At 71.8% G+C, this 17,191-nt stretch carries 16 protein-coding genes and 1 tRNA gene; all 17 read left to right on the top strand.

Going from position 1 to position 17,191, the window contains the following annotated elements; translation table 11 throughout:
• Positions 1–4 precede the first annotated feature (4 nt).
• Complete coding sequence (gene pcaH / locus AB0J55_RS22635) at positions 5–742, top strand: protocatechuate 3,4-dioxygenase subunit beta (protein WP_364251593.1); 738 nt, start codon at positions 5–7, stop codon at positions 740–742.
• Positions 739–1,293 carry a protocatechuate 3,4-dioxygenase subunit alpha gene (gene pcaG / locus AB0J55_RS22630; RefSeq protein WP_364251590.1) on the top strand — a complete coding sequence of 185 codons (555 nt, stop codon included), beginning with the start codon at positions 739–741 and terminating at the stop codon, positions 1,291–1,293. Before pcaH ends, pcaG begins: the two co-directional genes overlap by 4 nt.
• 5 nt (positions 1,294–1,298) lie before the next feature.
• A complete protein-coding gene (gene pcaD, locus AB0J55_RS22625) occupies positions 1,299–2,075 on the top strand; it encodes a 3-oxoadipate enol-lactonase (protein ID WP_364251587.1) in 777 nt (258 codons plus the stop codon).
• Positions 2,072–2,473: a 4-carboxymuconolactone decarboxylase gene (gene pcaC / locus AB0J55_RS22620; protein WP_364251584.1), complete on the top strand. Its 402-nt coding sequence runs from the start codon at positions 2,072–2,074 to the stop codon at positions 2,471–2,473. The genes pcaD and pcaC overlap by 4 nt, the downstream gene beginning before the upstream one ends.
• Before the next feature lie 10 nt (positions 2,474–2,483).
• Positions 2,484–3,317 carry an IclR family transcriptional regulator C-terminal domain-containing protein gene (locus AB0J55_RS22615; protein WP_364251581.1) on the top strand — a complete coding sequence of 278 codons (834 nt, stop codon included), beginning with the start codon at positions 2,484–2,486 and terminating at the stop codon, positions 3,315–3,317.
• A 107-nt stretch (positions 3,318–3,424) separates the two neighbouring features.
• The gene (locus AB0J55_RS22610; RefSeq protein ID WP_364251578.1) at positions 3,425–4,018 is read left to right on the top strand and encodes a nucleotidyltransferase family protein; all 594 of its coding nucleotides are present in this window, start codon (positions 3,425–3,427) and stop codon (positions 4,016–4,018) included.
• A 28-nt stretch (positions 4,019–4,046) separates the two neighbouring features.
• Positions 4,047–4,916 carry a MoxR family ATPase gene (locus tag AB0J55_RS22605; protein ID WP_364251576.1) on the top strand — a complete coding sequence of 290 codons (870 nt, stop codon included), beginning with the start codon at positions 4,047–4,049 and terminating at the stop codon, positions 4,914–4,916.
• Positions 4,917–4,921: 5 nt separating this feature from the next.
• On the top strand, positions 4,922–6,736 hold the full coding sequence (locus AB0J55_RS22600) for a hypothetical protein (protein ID WP_364251573.1): 1,815 nt from the start codon (positions 4,922–4,924) through the stop codon (positions 6,734–6,736).
• Positions 6,737–7,047: 311 nt separating this feature from the next.
• Positions 7,048–7,121 (top strand) — tRNA-Arg (locus tag AB0J55_RS22595).
• Between the two features lie 23 nt (positions 7,122–7,144).
• Complete coding sequence (locus AB0J55_RS22590) at positions 7,145–8,257, top strand: VWA domain-containing protein (RefSeq protein WP_364251570.1); 1,113 nt, start codon at positions 7,145–7,147, stop codon at positions 8,255–8,257.
• The gene (locus AB0J55_RS22585) at positions 8,250–9,362 is read left to right on the top strand and encodes an XdhC/CoxI family protein (protein WP_364251567.1); all 1,113 of its coding nucleotides are present in this window, start codon (positions 8,250–8,252) and stop codon (positions 9,360–9,362) included. Before AB0J55_RS22590 ends, AB0J55_RS22585 begins: the two co-directional genes overlap by 8 nt.
• A 204-nt stretch (positions 9,363–9,566) precedes the next feature.
• A complete protein-coding gene (locus AB0J55_RS22580) occupies positions 9,567–10,091 on the top strand; it encodes a (2Fe-2S)-binding protein (protein WP_364251564.1) in 525 nt (174 codons plus the stop codon).
• Complete coding sequence (locus AB0J55_RS22575; RefSeq protein ID WP_364251561.1) at positions 10,091–12,532, top strand: molybdopterin cofactor-binding domain-containing protein; 2,442 nt, start codon at positions 10,091–10,093, stop codon at positions 12,530–12,532. Before AB0J55_RS22580 ends, AB0J55_RS22575 begins: the two co-directional genes overlap by 1 nt.
• Positions 12,529–13,383, top strand: a complete 855-nt coding sequence (locus AB0J55_RS22570) for a xanthine dehydrogenase family protein subunit M (RefSeq protein WP_364251558.1) — start codon at positions 12,529–12,531, stop codon at positions 13,381–13,383. The genes AB0J55_RS22575 and AB0J55_RS22570 overlap by 4 nt, the downstream gene beginning before the upstream one ends.
• Positions 13,384–13,481: 98 nt before the next feature.
• Positions 13,482–14,375 carry an SRPBCC domain-containing protein gene (locus AB0J55_RS22565; protein WP_364251555.1) on the top strand — a complete coding sequence of 298 codons (894 nt, stop codon included), beginning with the start codon at positions 13,482–13,484 and terminating at the stop codon, positions 14,373–14,375.
• A gap of 271 nt (positions 14,376–14,646) precedes the next feature.
• A complete protein-coding gene (locus AB0J55_RS22560; protein WP_364251552.1) occupies positions 14,647–15,939 on the top strand; it encodes a GGDEF domain-containing protein in 1,293 nt (430 codons plus the stop codon).
• A 179-nt stretch (positions 15,940–16,118) separates the two neighbouring features.
• On the top strand, positions 16,119–17,186 hold the full coding sequence (locus tag AB0J55_RS22555) for an NAD(P)-binding domain-containing protein (protein ID WP_364251549.1): 1,068 nt from the start codon (positions 16,119–16,121) through the stop codon (positions 17,184–17,186).
• The last annotated feature ends 5 nt before the right edge of the window (positions 17,187–17,191 follow it).

Here is a 17,191-nt window from a genome sequence, read left to right as displayed (position 1 = left end):
AAACGTGGCCACTCCGACCGATCTCAGGCTGCCGCGCTACGGGGAAGACCCCGAAGGCACCCACCCGCCCCTCGACTCCAGCGGCTACCGCTCCACGGCCCTGCGGCACCCGAAGCAGGACCTCGTCCTGCTCCCGCAGATGCTGACCGAGGTCACCGGCCCGCTGCTCGGGCCCGGCCGCCTCGGCGAGCACGACAACGACCTCACCCGGCAGCACGCGGGCGAACCGCAGGGCCAGCGGATCATCGTCACCGGACGGCTCCTCGACGGCGACGGCCGCCCGGTGCGCGATTCGCTCGTCGAGATCTGGCAGGCCAACGCCGGCGGCCGCTACCGCCACACCGGCGACCGCTGGCCGTCGCCGCTCGACCCGAACTTCGACGGCGTCGGGCGCACCCTCACCGACAGCGACGGCCGCTACACCTTCACCACCATCAAGCCCGGCGCGTACCCGTGGAAGAACCACGACAACGCCTGGCGCCCCGCGCACATCCACTTCTCGGTGTTCGGTTCGGCGTTCACCCAGCGGCTGGTCACCCAGATGTACTTCCCGGACGACCCGCTGTTCTCCCAGGACCCGATCTTCAACTCGATCCCGGACGAGAAGGCCCGGCAGCGCATGGTCTCGCGCTACGACCACGAGATCACCCAGGCCGAGTGGGCCCTCGGGTTCCAGTTCGACATCGTGTTGCGCGGGCGCGACGCGTCGGTGTTCGAAGAGGAAGAGGACGACGACGAATGACCAGGCTGCTGCCCACCCCTTCGCAGACCGTCGGCCCGTACCTGTCGATCGGGCTGCCCTGGCCCGACGGCCCGCACGTCGTGCCCGAGGGCACGCCCGGCGCGTTCTGGATCCGCGGCACCGTCCGCGACGGCAACGGCGACCCGGTCCCGGACGCCATGATCGAGACCTGGCAGGCCGACCCGGACGGCGGCTTCTGCCACCCGGACGACCCGCGCGGCGCGGCGAACGGCGAGTTCCGCGGCTTCGGCCGCTGCCCGACCGAGGCCGACGGCACCTACGGGATCCTCACCCTGCTGCCGGGGATCGTCCCCGGCGAGGGCGGCGCCACACAGGCCCGGCACATCGACGTCTCGGTGTTCGCGCGCGGCCTGCTCAACCGGGTCGTCACGCGGATCTACTTCGAGGACCAGGACAACTCCGCCGACCCGGTGCTGGCGACGGTCCCGGAGGAACGGCGCGGCACGCTGATCGCGGCGAAGACCGGGGACGGCTACCGCTTCGACGTCCGGCTGCAGGGAGACGGCGAGACCGTCTTCTTCCGGGTGTGACGCCGGTGAGCGCGGTGAAGCTGCACCGGGTCGTGGAAGGCCCCGGAGACGGGCCGGTGGTCGTGTTCGGCGGGTCGCTCGGCAGCGACCTGCGGATGTGGGAACCGCAGGTCGCGCCGCTGGTGGAGCGCGGCTTCCGGGTGGTCCGGTACGACACCCGCGGGCACGGCGCCTCGCCGGTCCCGCCGGGTCCGTACGAGCTCGAAGACCTGGGCGCAGACGTTCTGGCGCTGCTCGACGAACTCGGCGTCGAACGGGCCCACCACGTGGGCCTGTCCCTCGGCGGCATGACCGGGATGTGGCTGGGGATCCACGCACCGGACCGGATCGCGAGCCTGATCCTCTGCTGCACGTCGGCGAAGCTCGGCCCACCGGAGATGTGGGCGGAGCGGGCCCGCACGGTCCGCGCCGAGGGCACCGCCGCGGTCGCCGGGGCAGGCGTGAGCCGCTGGCTGACGCCGGGGTACGCCGAGCGTCACCCGGACCGGGCCGAATTCCTGCGGGCGATGATCGCCGCGGTCCCGGCCGAGGGCTACGCGGCCTGCTGCGGCGCGATCGAGCGGATGGACCTGCTCGACCTGCTGCCGAAGATCAGCGCCCCCACCCTGGTCATCGCGGGCGCGGACGACCCGGCGACCGCGCCGGCCGAGCACGCGCGGCCGATCGCCGAGGGCATCCCCGGCGCGCGGCTGGAGGTCGTGGCGGATGCCGCGCACCTGGGCAGCTACGAGCGGCCGGCGGAGTTCACCCGGCTGATCCTGGACCACTTGGAGCGAGCGTGACGGACCGCCACGAGCAGGGCATGAAGGTGCGGCGCGAGGTGCTCGGCGACGAGCACGTCGACCGCGCGGTCGCGGGCACCACGGACTTCAGCCGCCCGTTCCAGGACTACATCACCGAGGGCGCGTGGGGCTCGGTGTGGGCCCGCGACGGCCTGGACCGCCGCACGCGCAGCTGCGTGACGCTGGCGGCGCTGACGGCGTTGCAGGCGCACAACGAGCTGGCGATGCACGTCCGCGCGGCGGTCCGCAACGGCCTGACGGCGGCGGAGATCAGCGAGGTCCTGCTGCACACGGCGGTGTACGCGGGCGCCCCGGCAGCGAACGCGGCGTTCGCCATCGCCCAGCGCACCCTGGCCGAGCTCGGCGAGCCGGGTGCCCGGCCCGCCGACGCCGGATAGGGTGCCGGGAATGGACGTGACGAGGCCGCCGTTCGCCGCCGAACTGGACAGTGAACCGGCGCACCGCGGCGCCCACCACGTCCAGTCGCTGGAGCGCGGGCTGGCCGTGATCAAGGCGTTCCACGCGGGCGCGGCCGAGCTCACCCTGAGCGACGTCGCCCGCGCCACGGGCCTCACCCGCGCGGCGGCCCGCCGCTTCCTCCTGACGCTGACCGACCTCGGTTACGTCCGCACCGACGGCAAGTACTTCTCGCTGACGGCCCGGGTGCTGGAGCTGGGGTACGCGTACCTGTCGAGCATGACGCTGCCGGAGGTGGCGCAACCGCACCTGGAGCACCTGTCGGCGCGCGTGCACGAGTCGAGCTCGGTCTCGGTCCTGGAGGGAACGGACATCGTCTACGTGGCGCGGGTGGCGGTGTCCCGCATCATGACGGTGAGCATCAACGTGGGCACCCGCTTCCCGGCCCACGCGACCTCGATGGGCCACGTCCTGCTGGCCGGCCTCAGCAAGGCGGAGCTGGAGGCGTACTTCGTGGTGGCCGAGCTGAACCGCCTGACCGACCACACGGTCACGGCACAGGCAGCCCTCCGGGCCGAGCTGGCCAAGGTGGCGGACCAGGGCTGGGCCATGGTGGACCAGGAACTGGAGGAGGGCCTCCGTTCGGTGGCGGCCCCGATCCACAACCGCAGGGGCCGCGTGGTGGCGGCGGTGAACCTGTCGACCCACGCAAGCCGCACAACGGCGGAGTCGGTCCAGACCGACCTGGTTCCCCCGCTCCTGGAGACGGCCCAGGCGATCGAAGCGGACCTGGCCATCGGAGCCACGGACCGCGCCCATGGCTGACCAGGCACCCCCCTCCCACCGACAGCCGGCGGTAAAGGGCTCCGCTGCCGGGATGGCCGAGCCGACCACCGCCGCACCCCCACCCGCCGGCAGCCGGACCGCCGTCCATGCCTGACCCCACCCCACCAGTCGCCGGCCTGCTCCTCGCCGCCGGGGCCGGCCGCCGCTTCGGTGGGCCCAAAGCCCTCGCCGAACTCGACGGTGAACCCCTCGTCCTCCGCGCCCTCCGTACCCTGACCGCCGCCGGCTGCCGGCCGGTCCGGGTGGTCGTCGGCGCCGCCGCCGATCAGGTCCGGGCCCTCCTGCCCGACCCCTCCCAAGCCGTGGCCGCCGAGGACTGGGCCACCGGCATGGGGGCCTCCCTCCGCGCCGGCCTCGCCGCCCTCGCGGACGATCCGGAACCCGTCGCCGCTCTCGTCCACCTCGTCGACCTGCCCTGGGTCGGGTCCGACGTCCTGACCCGCGTCGCCGCGCACGCCGCCGGAGACACCGTGGCCCGCGCCGCCTACCACGGCACCCCCGGGCACCCCGTCCTGCTCGGCCGCCGGTGGTGGCCCGAAATCGCCGAGACCGCCCGCGGCGATCGCGGCGCGCGGGACTGGCTGGCCACCCGGGAGGACCTCGCCCTCGTCGAGTGCGGTGACCTCGGCAGCGGCCGGGACGTCGACCGGCCCGCCGACCTCCCGGGCGGCCCGGCGTGAGCACCCTTCGCCGCCTACGATCGTCAGCGTGACGGACTCGCCCGAAGCACTCGCCGCCGCGCTCGACGCCACCGGTTACCTCGCCGATGACGGGCTCGCGACCGCCGGCTTCCTCGCCCTGCGGATGGGGCGGCCCCTCTTCTGCGAAGGCGAGCCCGGTACCGGCAAGACGTCGCTCGCCATCGCTCTCGCCACCGCGCTCGGCCGGCCGCTCGTCCGCCTCCAATGCCACGAAGGCATCGACGCCTCCCAGGCCCTCTACGAATGGGACTTCCCGCGGCAGCTCCTGCACCTGCGCGCCCTCGAAGCCGCCGGGGACGGGCACCTCGACGTCGAGGCCGCCGAACGTTCGCTCTACACCGAACGGTTCCTGCTCGCCCGGCCGCTGCTGCAGGCCCTGATCAGCGCCCCCTGCGTCCTGCTCATCGACGAGATCGACCGCGCCGACGACGAGTTCGAAGCCTTCCTGCTGCAGCTGCTCGACGAACACGCCGTCACCATCCCCGAGTACGGCGAAGTCCGCGCCGAGCAGCCGCCGCTGGTCGTGCTGACCTCGAACCGGACCCGCGAAGTGCACGACGCGCTCAAGCGCCGCTGCCTCTACCACTGGCTCGAACACCCGGACCTGGTGCGGGAGGTCGCCATCCTCCGACGTAGGATCCCGCAAACAGGCGAAGTGCTGGCCCGGCAGATCGCGGAAGCCGTCCACCGGCTCCGGGAAATGGATCTGCTGAAGCCACCGGGAGTGGCGGAGTCACTCGACTGGGCGCGAGCCCTGCTGACTCTGCAGCGTGACGAACTGGACGCGGCGACGGCGGCGCGGACACTCGGCGCAGTCCTGAAGTACAGCGAAGACCTCGACCGGGTCCGGGCGAAACTCGACGCCCTCTTCGCCTGATCCCGGTGGGACGACATCCCGGTGGGACGACGGACGAAGCCGAGACGGGGGAGGACCTGCGGATGAGCGTGGCGGAGACGACCGAGACGAGACCGGTGGCCGAAGCGGAGCCGGACCGGCCCGGCCCGGCCACCGGACGGCGGGGGTGGCGCGCCCGGCTCGCCGCCGTGGCCGCGGTGCTCGGCGGCACCGCGCTGATCGCCGCGCACGCCTCGCTCTACGGCCGCTGGCTGATCGACGACGCCGCCATCACGTTCGCCTACTCGCGCAACGTCGCCGACGGCTTCGGCCCCGTCCTCCAGCCCGGCGCCGCGCCGGTCGAGGGGTACTCCAACCCGACCTGGATGGTCCTGCTCGCCCTCGGCAAGCTCGTCGGCCTCTTCGACCACGGCACGCTCTTCGGCGTCAACGACCAGATCCTCTTCCCGAAGGCGCTCGCCCTCGCCTGCTGCGCCGGTATCCTCGTCCTGTTCTACTTCGGCGCGAAGACGCTCTCGCGCCGCCCCGCGCTGATCACGTTCGCCGCCGGGGCCGCGCTCGCCGCGATCCCGTCCTTCGTGATCTGGTGCTTCTCCGGGCTCGAAAACTCCTTCTACGCGCTGACGATCGCCGCTCTCGCCGTGCTGATCCTGCGCGCGGTGCAGAGCGGCCGGCTGCTCGACACCCGGATCGCCGTCGGCACCGGCCTGATCGCCATGCTCGCCGCGCTGACCCGGCCCGACGGGATCATCTACGCCGGCGCGTACCCGATCGTCGTCCTGCTGTTCCTCAAGCGGGAGCTCCTCGGCCGCAGCGTCCGCGCGGTCGTCGGGTCGGTCGCCGGGTTCGCCGTGCCCTACGGCGCCTACGTGGTCTTCCGCTGGTTCGAATTCGGCCGGCTGGTGCCCAACACCGCCGTCGCGAAGGGACAGGAGGCGCCGAACCTCGACGACCTCGCGCGGCCGGGCGAAATCGTGTCCTACGTGGGCTGGCTGATCGTCGCGGTCGCCGTCGCTTGCCTGGTGACGCTGCTGGTGCGGCCGTCGCGGCTGCGCACCGGCCTGATCGCGCTGCTCGTGCCGTTCGGGCTCACCGTCGTCGCCTACATCGTGCTCGAGTACGACTGGATGGGGCAGCTGCGCTTCGCGACCCCGGTCTGGACGCTCGGCGCGTTCGGCGGCGCGATCGTGGTCGTCGAGGCACTGGCCGCGGCCCGCCTGCGCGGCCGGATCGTGCTCGCCTGCCTGCTCGTGGTGGCCCTGGTCAGCTCGGTGAGCGGGCTGTACACCCAGGGCACCACCTACCGCGCCAACGTCAAGACGGCGTTCTGCATCGTCGCCGAGCGCGACGCCCAGACCGTCAACGGCTTCGCGGACATCCTGAAGCTGCCCGACACCGCGCAGGTCGGCCTCATCGACCTCGGCGGGACGTCGCTGGGCAGCCGCATCCGGGTGCTCGACCTGGCCGGGCTCGGCGACAAGCCGATCGCCGACTTTTTGCACGACTCCGACCTGCAGGGGCTGCGCGACTACGTCTTCACCCAGGCCAAGCCCGAGCTGATCACGTTCATCGGGTCGTGGATCACCACGCTGCAGTTCGACCAGGACCCGCGGTTCGACCGCGACTACGTCACGATCTTCGCGAACCAGGGGATCGGCAACTCGACGATCGACTCGCGCAACTGGGTCAGCTACCACGTCCGGCGCGACCTGGTCGACCCCGCGAAACTCGCGGAACTGCAGGCGTACGCCCGGAAGACGCTGACCCCGGTCCTGGAGCTGAACAAGACGGCGGGCCTGCGCGGCTGCGCGAACATCCAGCCCGGCACCAAGGCCGCCTGACCTCCGGAAATCACGCCCGCCTCGATGGTCCGCAAAGGACCGCCGGGGCGGGCGTTTTAATTGCGTTGCCCGCCCGCGGGGCATTCGGGCATCCTTTTCCCAGCACAGCAGAAACCGCCACCCGAGAGGAGGAGATCGTGGCCCGACGGCAAGACCGGAACCTCTGCGGCACGATCTCCCGTGCCGTTCGCTGACTTTCCTTTTCCTTCCGAAAAGCTCTTCGCGCCCACCCGCCGCTACCTTGGGTCGGCCGCGGCGAAGAGCGCGGTCTGCGCGCCCGTCCGGGGAGGGACGCGTGCGCAGACCGCCCCGTCCCGGTAGCTCAGCAGGACAGAGCGCGGCGCTACGAACGCCGAGGTCCGAGGTTCGACTCCTCGCCGGGACACCGAACAAGCGCACAATGGAGACATGACCACGGTCTCCGATCCGGTTGCGGGCTACGCCGGCTTCGCCGCCGCACTGCGCGAAGCCGGTGTCGCCTGCGACGCGCACCGCGTGCAGGCGTACCTGACCGCCGTGGCCGAGATCGACGTCGCCGAGCCCACGCAGCTCTACTGGGCCGGACGGCTGACGCTCTGCTCCAGCCCCGACGACCTCCCGTGCTACGAAGAGGCGTTCAGCCAGTGGTTTTCGATCGAGACGACGACCCCGCAGCGCGCGAAGACCGCTGTTCCGAAGCAGGCCCGGATCGCCCCGCTCGTCGACGCCGAAGGTGGCGACGGCGAGTCAGGCGACGGCCCTGACCAGCTCAAAGTCGCCGCGAGCGCCCACGAAGTCCTGCGCCACCGCGACCTCGCCGAACTCACCACGGCCGAGCGTGAACACCTCCGCGAGCTGCTGGCCACGCTGAAACCCGCGCCCCCGCGGCGCCCGGCCGCCCGCCGGACGCCGTCGCGGCGCGGCCGTCTCGACCCCTCGCGCACGCTGCGCGCCATGCTCGCCAGCGGTGGCGAACCCCTGAAACTCGTGCACGCCAAACGCGGCAGCCGGCCACGGCGCGTCGTGCTGCTCGTCGACGTCTCGGGGTCGATGAGCCCGTACGCCGACGCGCTGCTGCGGTTCGCCCACGTCCTGACGCGGTCCGCGCCCCAGTCCGTCGAGGTGTTCACCCTCGGCACGCGGCTGACCCGCGTGTCGCGGCAGCTGCGCCAGCGCGACCCGGAACGCGCGATGCTCGCGGCCGGCTCGGCGGTGCCGGACTTCGCCGGCGGAACCCGGCTCGGCGAGACGCTCCAGGCGTTCCTCGACCGCTGGGGCCGGCGCGGCGTGGCGCGCCGCGCGGTCGTCACCGTGTTCTCCGACGGCTGGGAACGCGGCGACACCGGCCTGCTCGGCGAGCAGCTCGCCCGCCTGCGCCGGCTCGCGCACGCCGTATTCTGGGTGAATCCGCACGCCGGCCGTGCGGGATACGCTCCGGTCCAGTCGGGCATCGTGGCCGCGCTGCCCCACATCGACCGGCTCCTGGCCGGGCACACCCTGGCCACCTTGGAACGACTGCTCGGGGAGATTTCCGATGCGTGACGTACTGGACGACGTGTTCCGCCGCTGGTCCGACGGGGAAACCGTCGGGCTCGGCACCGTGGTCGCCACCTTCTCCTCGGCGCCGCGCGCGCCGGGTGCCGCGATGGTCGTCGCTCCGGACGGCACAGTCGCCGGCAGCGTGTCCGGTGGCTGCGTCGAAGGCGCGGTCTACGAGCTCGCGCAGGAGGTCGTCGCCGAGCGCAAGCCGGTGCTGCAGCGCTACGGCGTCTCCGACGACGACGCCTTCGCGGTCGGCCTGACCTGCGGCGGGATCATCGACATCTACGTCGAGCCGGTCGACCGCGAGTCGATGCCGGAGCTCGGCGACGTGGTCGCGTCCGTGCGGAGCGGCGAGCCGGTCGCGGTCGTCACGATCATCGAACACGAGCACGAGGGCCTGGTCGGCGAGCACATGATCGTGTGGCCGGACCGCACCGCCGGCTCGCTGGGCTCGTCGCGGATGGACGACGCCGTGGCCGACGACGCGCGCGGCCTGCTGGCCAGCGGCCGCACCGGCACCCTGCACTACGGCCCCGACGGGCAGCGCCGCGGCGAGGGGATGGCGGTGTTCGTCAACTCCTTCGAGCCGCCGCCCCGGTTGCTGGTCTTCGGCGCGATCGACTTCGCCGCCGCGATGGCCCGTATGGGCGCCTACCTCGGTTACCAGGTCACCGTCTGCGACGCGCGGCCGGTGTTCGCCACCACCAGCCGGTTCCCGGACGCGCACGACGTCGTCGTCGACTGGCCGCACCGCTACCTGCAGGCCGAGGCGGACGCGGGCCGCGTCGACCAGCGGACGGCGATCGCGGTGCTGACCCACGACCCGAAGTTCGACGTGCCGCTGCTGGAGGTCGCGCTGCGCCTGGACGTCGGCTACGTCGGCGCGATGGGCTCCCGCAAGACCCACGACGACCGGTTCGCGCGGCTGCGCGAGGCCGGGATCACCGAGGCGGAACTGGAAAGGCTGTCCTCCCCGATCGGCCTCGACCTCGGTGCGCGCACGCCGGAGGAGACGGCCGTGTCCATCGCCGCGGAGATCATCGCGCTGCGCTGGGGCGGGGGCGGCAAGCGCCTGGCCGAGCTTTCGGGACGCATTCACGGCTGAGTACGCCGACCGGCCGATAAAAGTTCACCCATCCGGAACTCCGCACCTACGGAGTTGCGCTCAGCTTCGGCGCGCAGGTGCGGAACAAGTAGTTGAACGTGTGACATCAGGTCTTGTCGACGCGAAGGTCGCGTAGCACGCTCGGGGTTTGTGAGCCCGATCACCCTCGGGCAGGCCGTTCCCGAACCGGCTTTTGGAGGCCTGATGCGCATCACCGTCACCGTCGACGGGACGAAGTACACGGACGAAGTGGAGCCTCGCACGCTCCTCGTGCACCACCTACGGGAAAAACTCGGGAAGGTCGGTACCGTCGTCGGCTGCGACACCAGCAACTGCGGCGCCTGCACCGTCCACCTGGACGGGCACAGCGTGAAGTCCTGCTCCGTCCTGGCCGTGCAGGCCGACGGCTGCGAGGTCACCACCATCGAAGGTCTCGCCCGCGACGGCAAGCTGCACCCGGTGCAGCAGGCGTTCCACGACAACCACGCCCTGCAGTGCGGGTTCTGCACGCCGGGGATGATCATGCAGTCGATCGACCTGCTGGCCGACAACCCGGACCCGGACGAACAGGCCGTCCGCGAGGGCCTGGAAGGCAACCTCTGCCGCTGCACCGGCTACCAGAACATCGTCCGCGCGGTCCGCGACGCCGCGAAGCACATGAGCCCGGGCGCCGGGCCCGAAGCCGAGCGGATCGCCGAGAACAAGCACGTCGGCGTGGGTGGTGACTGATGACCGCCACGATCGAACCGGAGGTCGGCAAGTCCCGCCGCCGCAAGGAGGACGAGCGGCTGATCACCGGCCGCACCCGCTGGACCGACAACATCACGCTGCCCGGCCTGCTGCACCTGGCCGTGCTGCGCAGCCCGTTCGCGCACGCCAAGATCGTCTCGATCGACACGTCGGCGGCGAAGAGCGCGCCCGGCGTCATCGCCGTCTACACCGCGCAGGACCTCGACCCCGAAGGCGCGGTCGGCATGCCCTGCGCGTGGCCGATCACGCCGGACATGAAGGCTCCGCGCCGCCCGGTGCTGGCGGCCGGCACGGTCAACTTCGCCGGTGAGGGCGTCGCGGTCGTCGTCGCGCGCTCGTCCGCCGAAGCGCACGACGCGCTCGAGGCCATCGACGTCGAATACGACGAGCTGCCGGTCATCCTCGACATGGAAGCCGCCATCGCCGACGGCGCCCCGCTGGTCCACGAGGACCTCGGCACCAACACGAGCGCGGTGTGGAAGTTCGACTCGGCCGAGGCCGGCACCGGCGGCAACGTCGAGGACGCGATCAGCTCGTCGGAGGTCGTCCTCAAGCGCCGCTTCCGCCAGCAGCGGCTCGTGCCGGCGTTCATGGAGCCACGCGCCTGCGTCGTCGACCCGACCGGCACCCAGATCACCATGTGGTCGGCCACCCAGATCCCGCACATCCTGCGCGTGATGTCGGCGCTGACCCTCGGCATCCCCGAGCACAAGCTGCGCGTGATCGCCCCGGACGTCGGCGGCGGTTTCGGCGGCAAGATCGGTGTCCTGCCGGAAGAGATGATGTCGCTGCTGGTCGCGCAGAAGCTCGGCAAGCCGGTCAAGTGGAACGAGACGCGGTCGGAGACCATGCTCGCCGCGCACCACGGCCGCGACCAGATCCAGGACATCACCATTTCGGCGACCCGCGACGGCCAGGTCACCGGCCTCAAGGTCGAACTGCTCGCCAACCTCGGCGCCTACAACGGCCTGGTCGGGCCGGGCGTGCCGATCCTCGGCGCGTTCATGTTCAACGCCATCTACAAGATCCCGGCGTACCACTTCGCGTGCACCAACGTGTACACGACGACCACGCTGACCGACGCCTACCGCGGCGCCGGCCGCCCGGAAGCCACGTTCGCGATCGAGCGGATCATGGACGAGCTCGCCGTCGAGCTCGGCATGGACCCGATGGAGCTGCGCGAGAAGAACTGGATCAAGCACGAGGAATTCCCGTTCACCACGGTGTGCGGGCTGACCTACGACTCCGGCAACTACGAGGCCGCCACCGAGAAGGCCAAGCAGCTCTTCGACTACGACGGCCTGCGCGCCGAGCAGGAGAAGCGCCGCGCGTCGAAGGACAAGGTCCAGCTCGGCATCGGCATCTCGACGTTCACCGAGATGTGCGGGCTCGCGCCCTCGCGGGTGCTCGGCTCGCTCGACTACGGCGCCGGCGGCTGGGAGTACGCGTCGATCCGGATGCTGCCCACCGGCAAGGTCGAGGTCATGACCGGCGCGTCCGCGCACGGCCAGGGCCACGAGACGGCGTGGAGCCAGATCGTCGCCGACCAGCTCGGCGTCGCGTTCGAGGACGTCGAGATCCTGCACGGCGACACCCAGTCGTCGCACAAGGGCATGGACACCTACGGCTCGCGCTCGCTGGTCGTCGGCGGCATCGCCGTCGTCAAGGCGGCGGAGAAGGTGGTGGCCAAGGCCAAGCCGATCGCGGCGCACCTGCTCGAATGCGCGGAGGACGACCTCGAGTTCGCCGGCGGCAAGTTCACGGTGAAGGGCACCGACACGTCCACGACGATCGGCGACGTCGCGCTCGCGGTGTTCGCGGCGCACAACCTGCCCGACGGGGTCGAGCCGTCACTCGACTCGGATGCGACGTTCGACCCGGAGAACTTCTCGTTCCCGCACGGCACGCACCTGTGCGCCGCCGAGGTGGACACCGAGACGGGCCGGATCAAACTGCGCTCGTACGTCTGCGTCGACGACGTCGGCGTCGCGGTGAACCCGCTGATCGTCGAAGGCCAGGTGCACGGCGGGCTCGCGCAGGGCATCGCGCAGGCGTTGTTCGAGGGCACCGAACACGACGAGAGCGGGACGCTCACCACGGGCACGTTCGCCGACTACCTGCTGCCGTCGGCGGCCGACCTGCCGTCGTTCACCACCGACCGCACCGAAACGCCGTCGACGACGAACCCGCTCGGCGCCAAGGGCGTCGGCGAGGCGGGCACCATCGCGTCCACCCCGGCGGTGGTCAACGCGGTGATCGATGCTGTGCGGCCCTTCGGCGTGAACGACATCGAGATGCCGCTGACCCCGATGCGGGTCTGGCACGCCATCCAGCACGGCACCAGCGACGCGGGCGGCCCCGGCCGCGGCGAAGCCGGTGGCGGGCTCGGTTCCATCGACGCCACCGGAGGTGCGCAGTGATCCCGGCTCCCTTCGACTACGTCCGCCCGTCCACAGTGGACGAAGCGGTGCAGGCGCTGGTGGCGGCGGGCGAGGACGCCAAGGTCCTGGCCGGCGGACAGAGCCTCCTGCCGGTGCTGCGGATGCGCCTCGCGGCGCCGACCACGCTGATCGACCTCGGGCGCGTCGCGGAGCTGCGCGGCGTCCGCGAGGACGGCGACGAACTGGTGATCGGCGCGATGACGACGCACTACGACGTCCAGCGGGACGCGCTGGTCGCCTCGCACGCGGCGTTGCTCAAAGAGGCGACGGACACGGTGGCCGACCCGCAGATCCGCCACCGCGGCACACTCGGCGGCGCGATCGCCCACGCCGACCCGGCCGGGGACCTGCTCGCGCCGGTCCTGGCGCTGGAGGCGTCGCTGGTCCTGGCCGGACCGTCGGGGCGGCGCACGGTGCCGGCGGCGGAGTTCTTCCGCGACCTGTTCACCACCGCGCTGGCGCCGGACGAGCTGCTGGTCGAGGTCCGCATCCCCAAGCACACGGGGTGGCGGGCGCACTACGAGAAGTTCAACCGGGTCGCCCAGGCGTGGTCGATGGTCGCGGTCGCGGTGACGGTCCGTACCGAGGCCGGGGTCATCGAGGAAGCCCGGGTCGCCCTGACGAACATGGGCTCGACCCCGGTCCGCGCCTCGGGCGTCGAGGCGGCCCTGGTCGGCGTCCAGGCCTCGGCGGACTCGATCCGCGCGGCGGCTTCGCACGCGGCGGAGGGCACGAATCCGCCGGTGGACGGCAACGCCGACGTCGAATACCGCCGCCACCTGGCCGAGGTGCTGACGGGCCGCGCGATCGCGGCGGCGGCGGGAGCCTGACGCTCGTTCCGGGGCCGCGGCTCGCCCGCCGGCCCGCGGCCCCGGGACGGCTAGGGTGGGGTGCGGACACCCAGGTTCGGCAGAGAGGAGGTCGGCCCGTGCGGCTCGACCACGAATTCACCGTCCCGGCACCGATCGGCGAGGTCTGGCAGGCGGTCGTCGACCCGGAGCGCGTTGCCCCCTGCATGCCCGGCGCGTCGCTCACCAAGGTGGACGGCGACAAGTTCAGCGGAACGGTGAAGGTCAAGCTGGGACCGATTTCCCTGCTGTACAAGGGCAACGGCGAGTTCCTGGAGAAGGACGAAGCGGCCCGCAAGGTGACGATCAAGGCCTCGGGCAAGGACTCCCGCGGAGCAGGCACGGCAGCGGCAACGGTGACGTTGACGTTGACGGAGACCGACGGCGGAACTCACGGAGCAGTGTCGACGGACCTGGCGATCACGGGCAAGCCGGCCCAGTTCGGCCGCGGGTTGATCAGCGAGGTGGGCGGGAAGATTTTGGACACGTTCGCGGGCTGCCTGTCGGGCAAACTGGCCCCGGCGGAAGGCGCGACGGGTGCGGCGGCCGAGCAGGGGCCGGCTGGGAAGGCCCCGGCCGCGCAGGCGGCGGGAAGCGCTCCGGCGGCCGAGCAAGGGGCGGGCGGAGGTGCTCCGGCGGCGCAGGCCCCGGCCCAGCCGGTGGCCGAACCGGCCGTGAAGCCGGTGCCGGATTCCGCCGGGCAGGCGGCCGAGCCGACGGCCGCGTCCGAGCCCGTGGCCAAGCCGCAGCCGGCGGTCAAGTCCGCGCCGACCACCGCGGACATCAACACCGAGCCGAAGGCCAAGCCGGCGGAGCGTCCGGCGCTGCACAGCGTGCCGGCACCGCCGGAAACCGAGGCGATCGACCTGCTCGACTACGCGGGGCAGTCCGTGCTCAAGCGGGTGGCGCCGGTGCTGCTCGGCCTTGCCGCGGTCGTCGGGCTGGTGGCGATCGTCCGCGCGCTGCGGAAGTGATCTGACCTGAGTCGACGGTCCGGATTGGCCTCTTGCTCGAAGAGGCTGGGGCCCATCGTCCGTTTTGTCCTGTGCCTCCTTGGGCGATCTTTGGCGCGCGCTGAGCTGGGCTGATCTACCCTGCGCGGGTCTTCGGGCAGGCGCGTTGCCGGCAAATCCCCCGGACTGGCGACGCCGCTCGCCGGAACGGCTACGCTGGGCAACCTATCGGCCGAACTTCGCGCAAGGGGTACGTCACGATGCCGGCTCGTCACGTCTGTGACCTCGGCTCTTGAGAGCCCAGGCCGCCGTGCGCCGGGGATCGGTTTCCACCTGGCCGGGCTGGCCCGCGCGGTGGGCGATGTGGGGCGGTGCCAAGGCCCGCTGGATCGCCTACGCGCTCGGTTGTGAACTGCTCGCCGTCGTCGCGACGGTGACCGCGCTGGTCAGCGGGTTCGGTGGGCCGGTGCGTCCGGTGTGGTTCGCCGTGCTGGTCGCGTTGGGCGTGGCGCAGGCCGAGATGTCGCGCCGCATCGAACGGTTGCGCCGGTGGATGAGCGGGCAGACGCACATCAACGTCACGTCCGTCTGGTACCTGGCCGGTGTCGTCCTCCTCCCGCCTGCTTGGGTCGCGCTGCTGGCCGTTGTGCTCTACACGCACCTCTGGGTGCGAGTGTGGCGACAGGTGCGTACGCGGCCCGCGCACCGCTTCGTCGCGAGCACGGCGTGGGCGATGCTCTCCTGCTTCGCTGCTTCCTCCGTTCTCGCGGTCTTGGGGCTGCATGGGACGCCGCTGCAGACGCCGCGCGGGTTGTTCGCGTTGTGCCTGGCGGCCGCGGTGTTCGAGCTGGTGAACGTCGGTCTCGTCGCGGCCGGGATCTACCTGTACACGAGCCAGCGCTCGGCGGCGGACCTGATCGGCACGTGGGAAGACAACGCTTTCGAGCTGGCGACCCTCTGCCTCGGCGGCCTCGCCGCGCTGGCGCTGGTCGAGCAGCCGGTGCTGGTCGTGTTCGTCGTCGCGCCGTTGCTGCTGTTGCACCGGTACCTGTTGCTGAAGCAGCAGCTGCAGGTCGCCGCGGTCACCGACGAGAAGACGGGTCTGCTCAACACGGCGGGCTGGCACGAATCCGCGGTCCGTGAGCACGCCCGCGCCCAGCGCCGAGGCGCGGCCGGCGATTTCGCCGTGCTGATGATCGACCTGGACCATTTCAAGCGGATCAACGACACGTACGGCCACCTGACCGGCGACGACGTACTGGCCGCCGTCGCGGTGGCGATCTCCGGTTCGGTGCGCCAGGGCGACACGGTCGGCCGGTTCGGTGGTGAGGAGTTCGTCGTGCTGCTGCCGGGCATCGGCCGGGCGGACGTCCTGGCCATCGCGGAACGGGTGCGGGTGGCGGTGGGCGAGCTGAACGTGGTGATTTCCACGGGGTCGGGCACGGTCAGGGTGAGTGGCTTGTCGGTGTCGATCGGGGTGGCACGCCATCCCGACGCGGGTCCGACTCTCGACGACGTTCTCCGGACCGCTGATGCGGCGCTGTACCGGGCCAAGGAGGCCGGCCGGAACCGGGTTGCCGTGTGAGGACGGTTCGGGTCCGCGCCAAGAGCGGCTCGTCGAAGGGTAGCCCGGGGTTTTGAGGGCGGGCCGCGGAATGGTGGCGGGTTCGGGTGCTGCGGCAGGCTGGTTTGAAGGCCGGCCGCTCTTGTGCCGATGTGATGTAGCGCGCGAAATACGTGACCTTGCCTGTCGTTGCACCTCACATGAGCGGTGCGGATCACGAGACTGACGTCGTGGTGATCGGGGCCGGGCAGGCTGGGCTCTCCGCTGCCTATCACCTGCGGCGGGCCGGGTTCGCCAATGGGCGTGGGTTCGTCGTGCTCGATCACGGGAAGCGGGCCGGGGGTGCCTGGCAGTACCGGTGGCCGTCGCTCGTTCTCGGGAAGGTTCACGGCATCCATGACCTTCCCGGCATGGCCTTCGGCACTCCCGACGTGACGCGCCCCGCCTCCGAGGTGGTCTCCGAGTACTTCGCGCGCTTCGAGAGCGTCTACGACCTTCCGGTGCTGCGGCCCGTCGACGTCCAGTCCGTGACGCGGGCGGGGGAGCGGCTGGTCGTCTCGAGCCCGGTGGAATCCTGGGCCGCGCGGGCCGTCATCAGCGCCACCGGGACCTGGGACCGGCCCTTCTGGCCGCGCTATCCCGGGCAGGAAACCTTCGCCGGGCGGCAGCTGCACACCGCCGACTACGGCGGGCCCGAAGACTTCCGGGGGCTGCGGGTGGTCGTCGTCGGGGGTGGGGCGTCGGCCGTTCAGCTGCTCATGGAGTTCGCGCCGCTCGCGCGCGCCACGGCCTGGGTCACCCGGCGGCCGCCCGTGTGGCGGGACGAGCCCTTCAGCGAGAACTGGGGCCGCAGCGCCGTCGCCAAGGTCGACGAACGGGTGCGGGCCGGGCTCCCGCCCGAAAGCGTCGTCAGCGTCACCGATCTCGCCGTGACGCCGGAGGTGCGGGCCGCCCGTGCCGCCGGGATCCTCGACCGGCGGCCGATGTTCGAGCGCATCACGCCCGACGGTGTCGTCTGGGCGGACGGCTCGCGGTTCGACGCCGACGTGATCCTGTGGGCGACCGGCTTCCGGGCGGCGATCGACCACCTCGCACCGCTGCACATCCGTGAAGCGGGAGGCGGGATCCGCATGGACGGCACGCGGGTGGTGCTCGAGCCACGGCTGCACCTGGTGGGGTACGGGCCGTCGGCGAGCACGGTCGGGGCGAACCGGGCGGGGCGCGCCGCGGTGACGGAGATCCGGAAACTGCTGCGGTCGGACGGCTGAACCGG

The organism is Amycolatopsis sp. NPDC049688 (genome assembly GCF_040674975.1).
Taxonomy (GTDB): Bacteria; Actinomycetota; Actinomycetes; order Mycobacteriales; family Pseudonocardiaceae; genus Amycolatopsis.
Note: the sequence above shows the minus strand (reverse complement) of the source record. Positions and strands in the feature narration are given on the sequence as shown.

What these genes read in the sequence shown, in the direction of transcription:
- AB0J55_RS22615 (WP_364251581.1), top strand. Translation starts at nt 2,484, where the DNA reads ATGGACGTGACGAGGCCGCCGTTCGCCGCCGAACTGGACAGTGAACCG.
- pcaG (WP_364251590.1), top strand. Translation starts at nt 739, where the DNA reads ATGACCAGGCTGCTGCCCACCCCTTCGCAGACCGTCGGCCCGTACCTG.
- AB0J55_RS22585 (WP_364251567.1), top strand. Translation starts at nt 8,250, where the DNA reads ATGCGTGACGTACTGGACGACGTGTTCCGCCGCTGGTCCGACGGGGAA.
- AB0J55_RS22555 (WP_364251549.1), top strand. Translation starts at nt 16,119, where the DNA reads ATGAGCGGTGCGGATCACGAGACTGACGTCGTGGTGATCGGGGCCGGG.
- AB0J55_RS22575 (WP_364251561.1), top strand. Translation starts at nt 10,091, where the DNA reads ATGACCGCCACGATCGAACCGGAGGTCGGCAAGTCCCGCCGCCGCAAG.
- AB0J55_RS22580 (WP_364251564.1), top strand. Translation starts at nt 9,567, where the DNA reads ATGCGCATCACCGTCACCGTCGACGGGACGAAGTACACGGACGAAGTG.
- AB0J55_RS22590 (WP_364251570.1), top strand. Translation starts at nt 7,145, where the DNA reads ATGACCACGGTCTCCGATCCGGTTGCGGGCTACGCCGGCTTCGCCGCC.
- AB0J55_RS22610 (WP_364251578.1), top strand. Translation starts at nt 3,425, where the DNA reads ATGCCTGACCCCACCCCACCAGTCGCCGGCCTGCTCCTCGCCGCCGGG.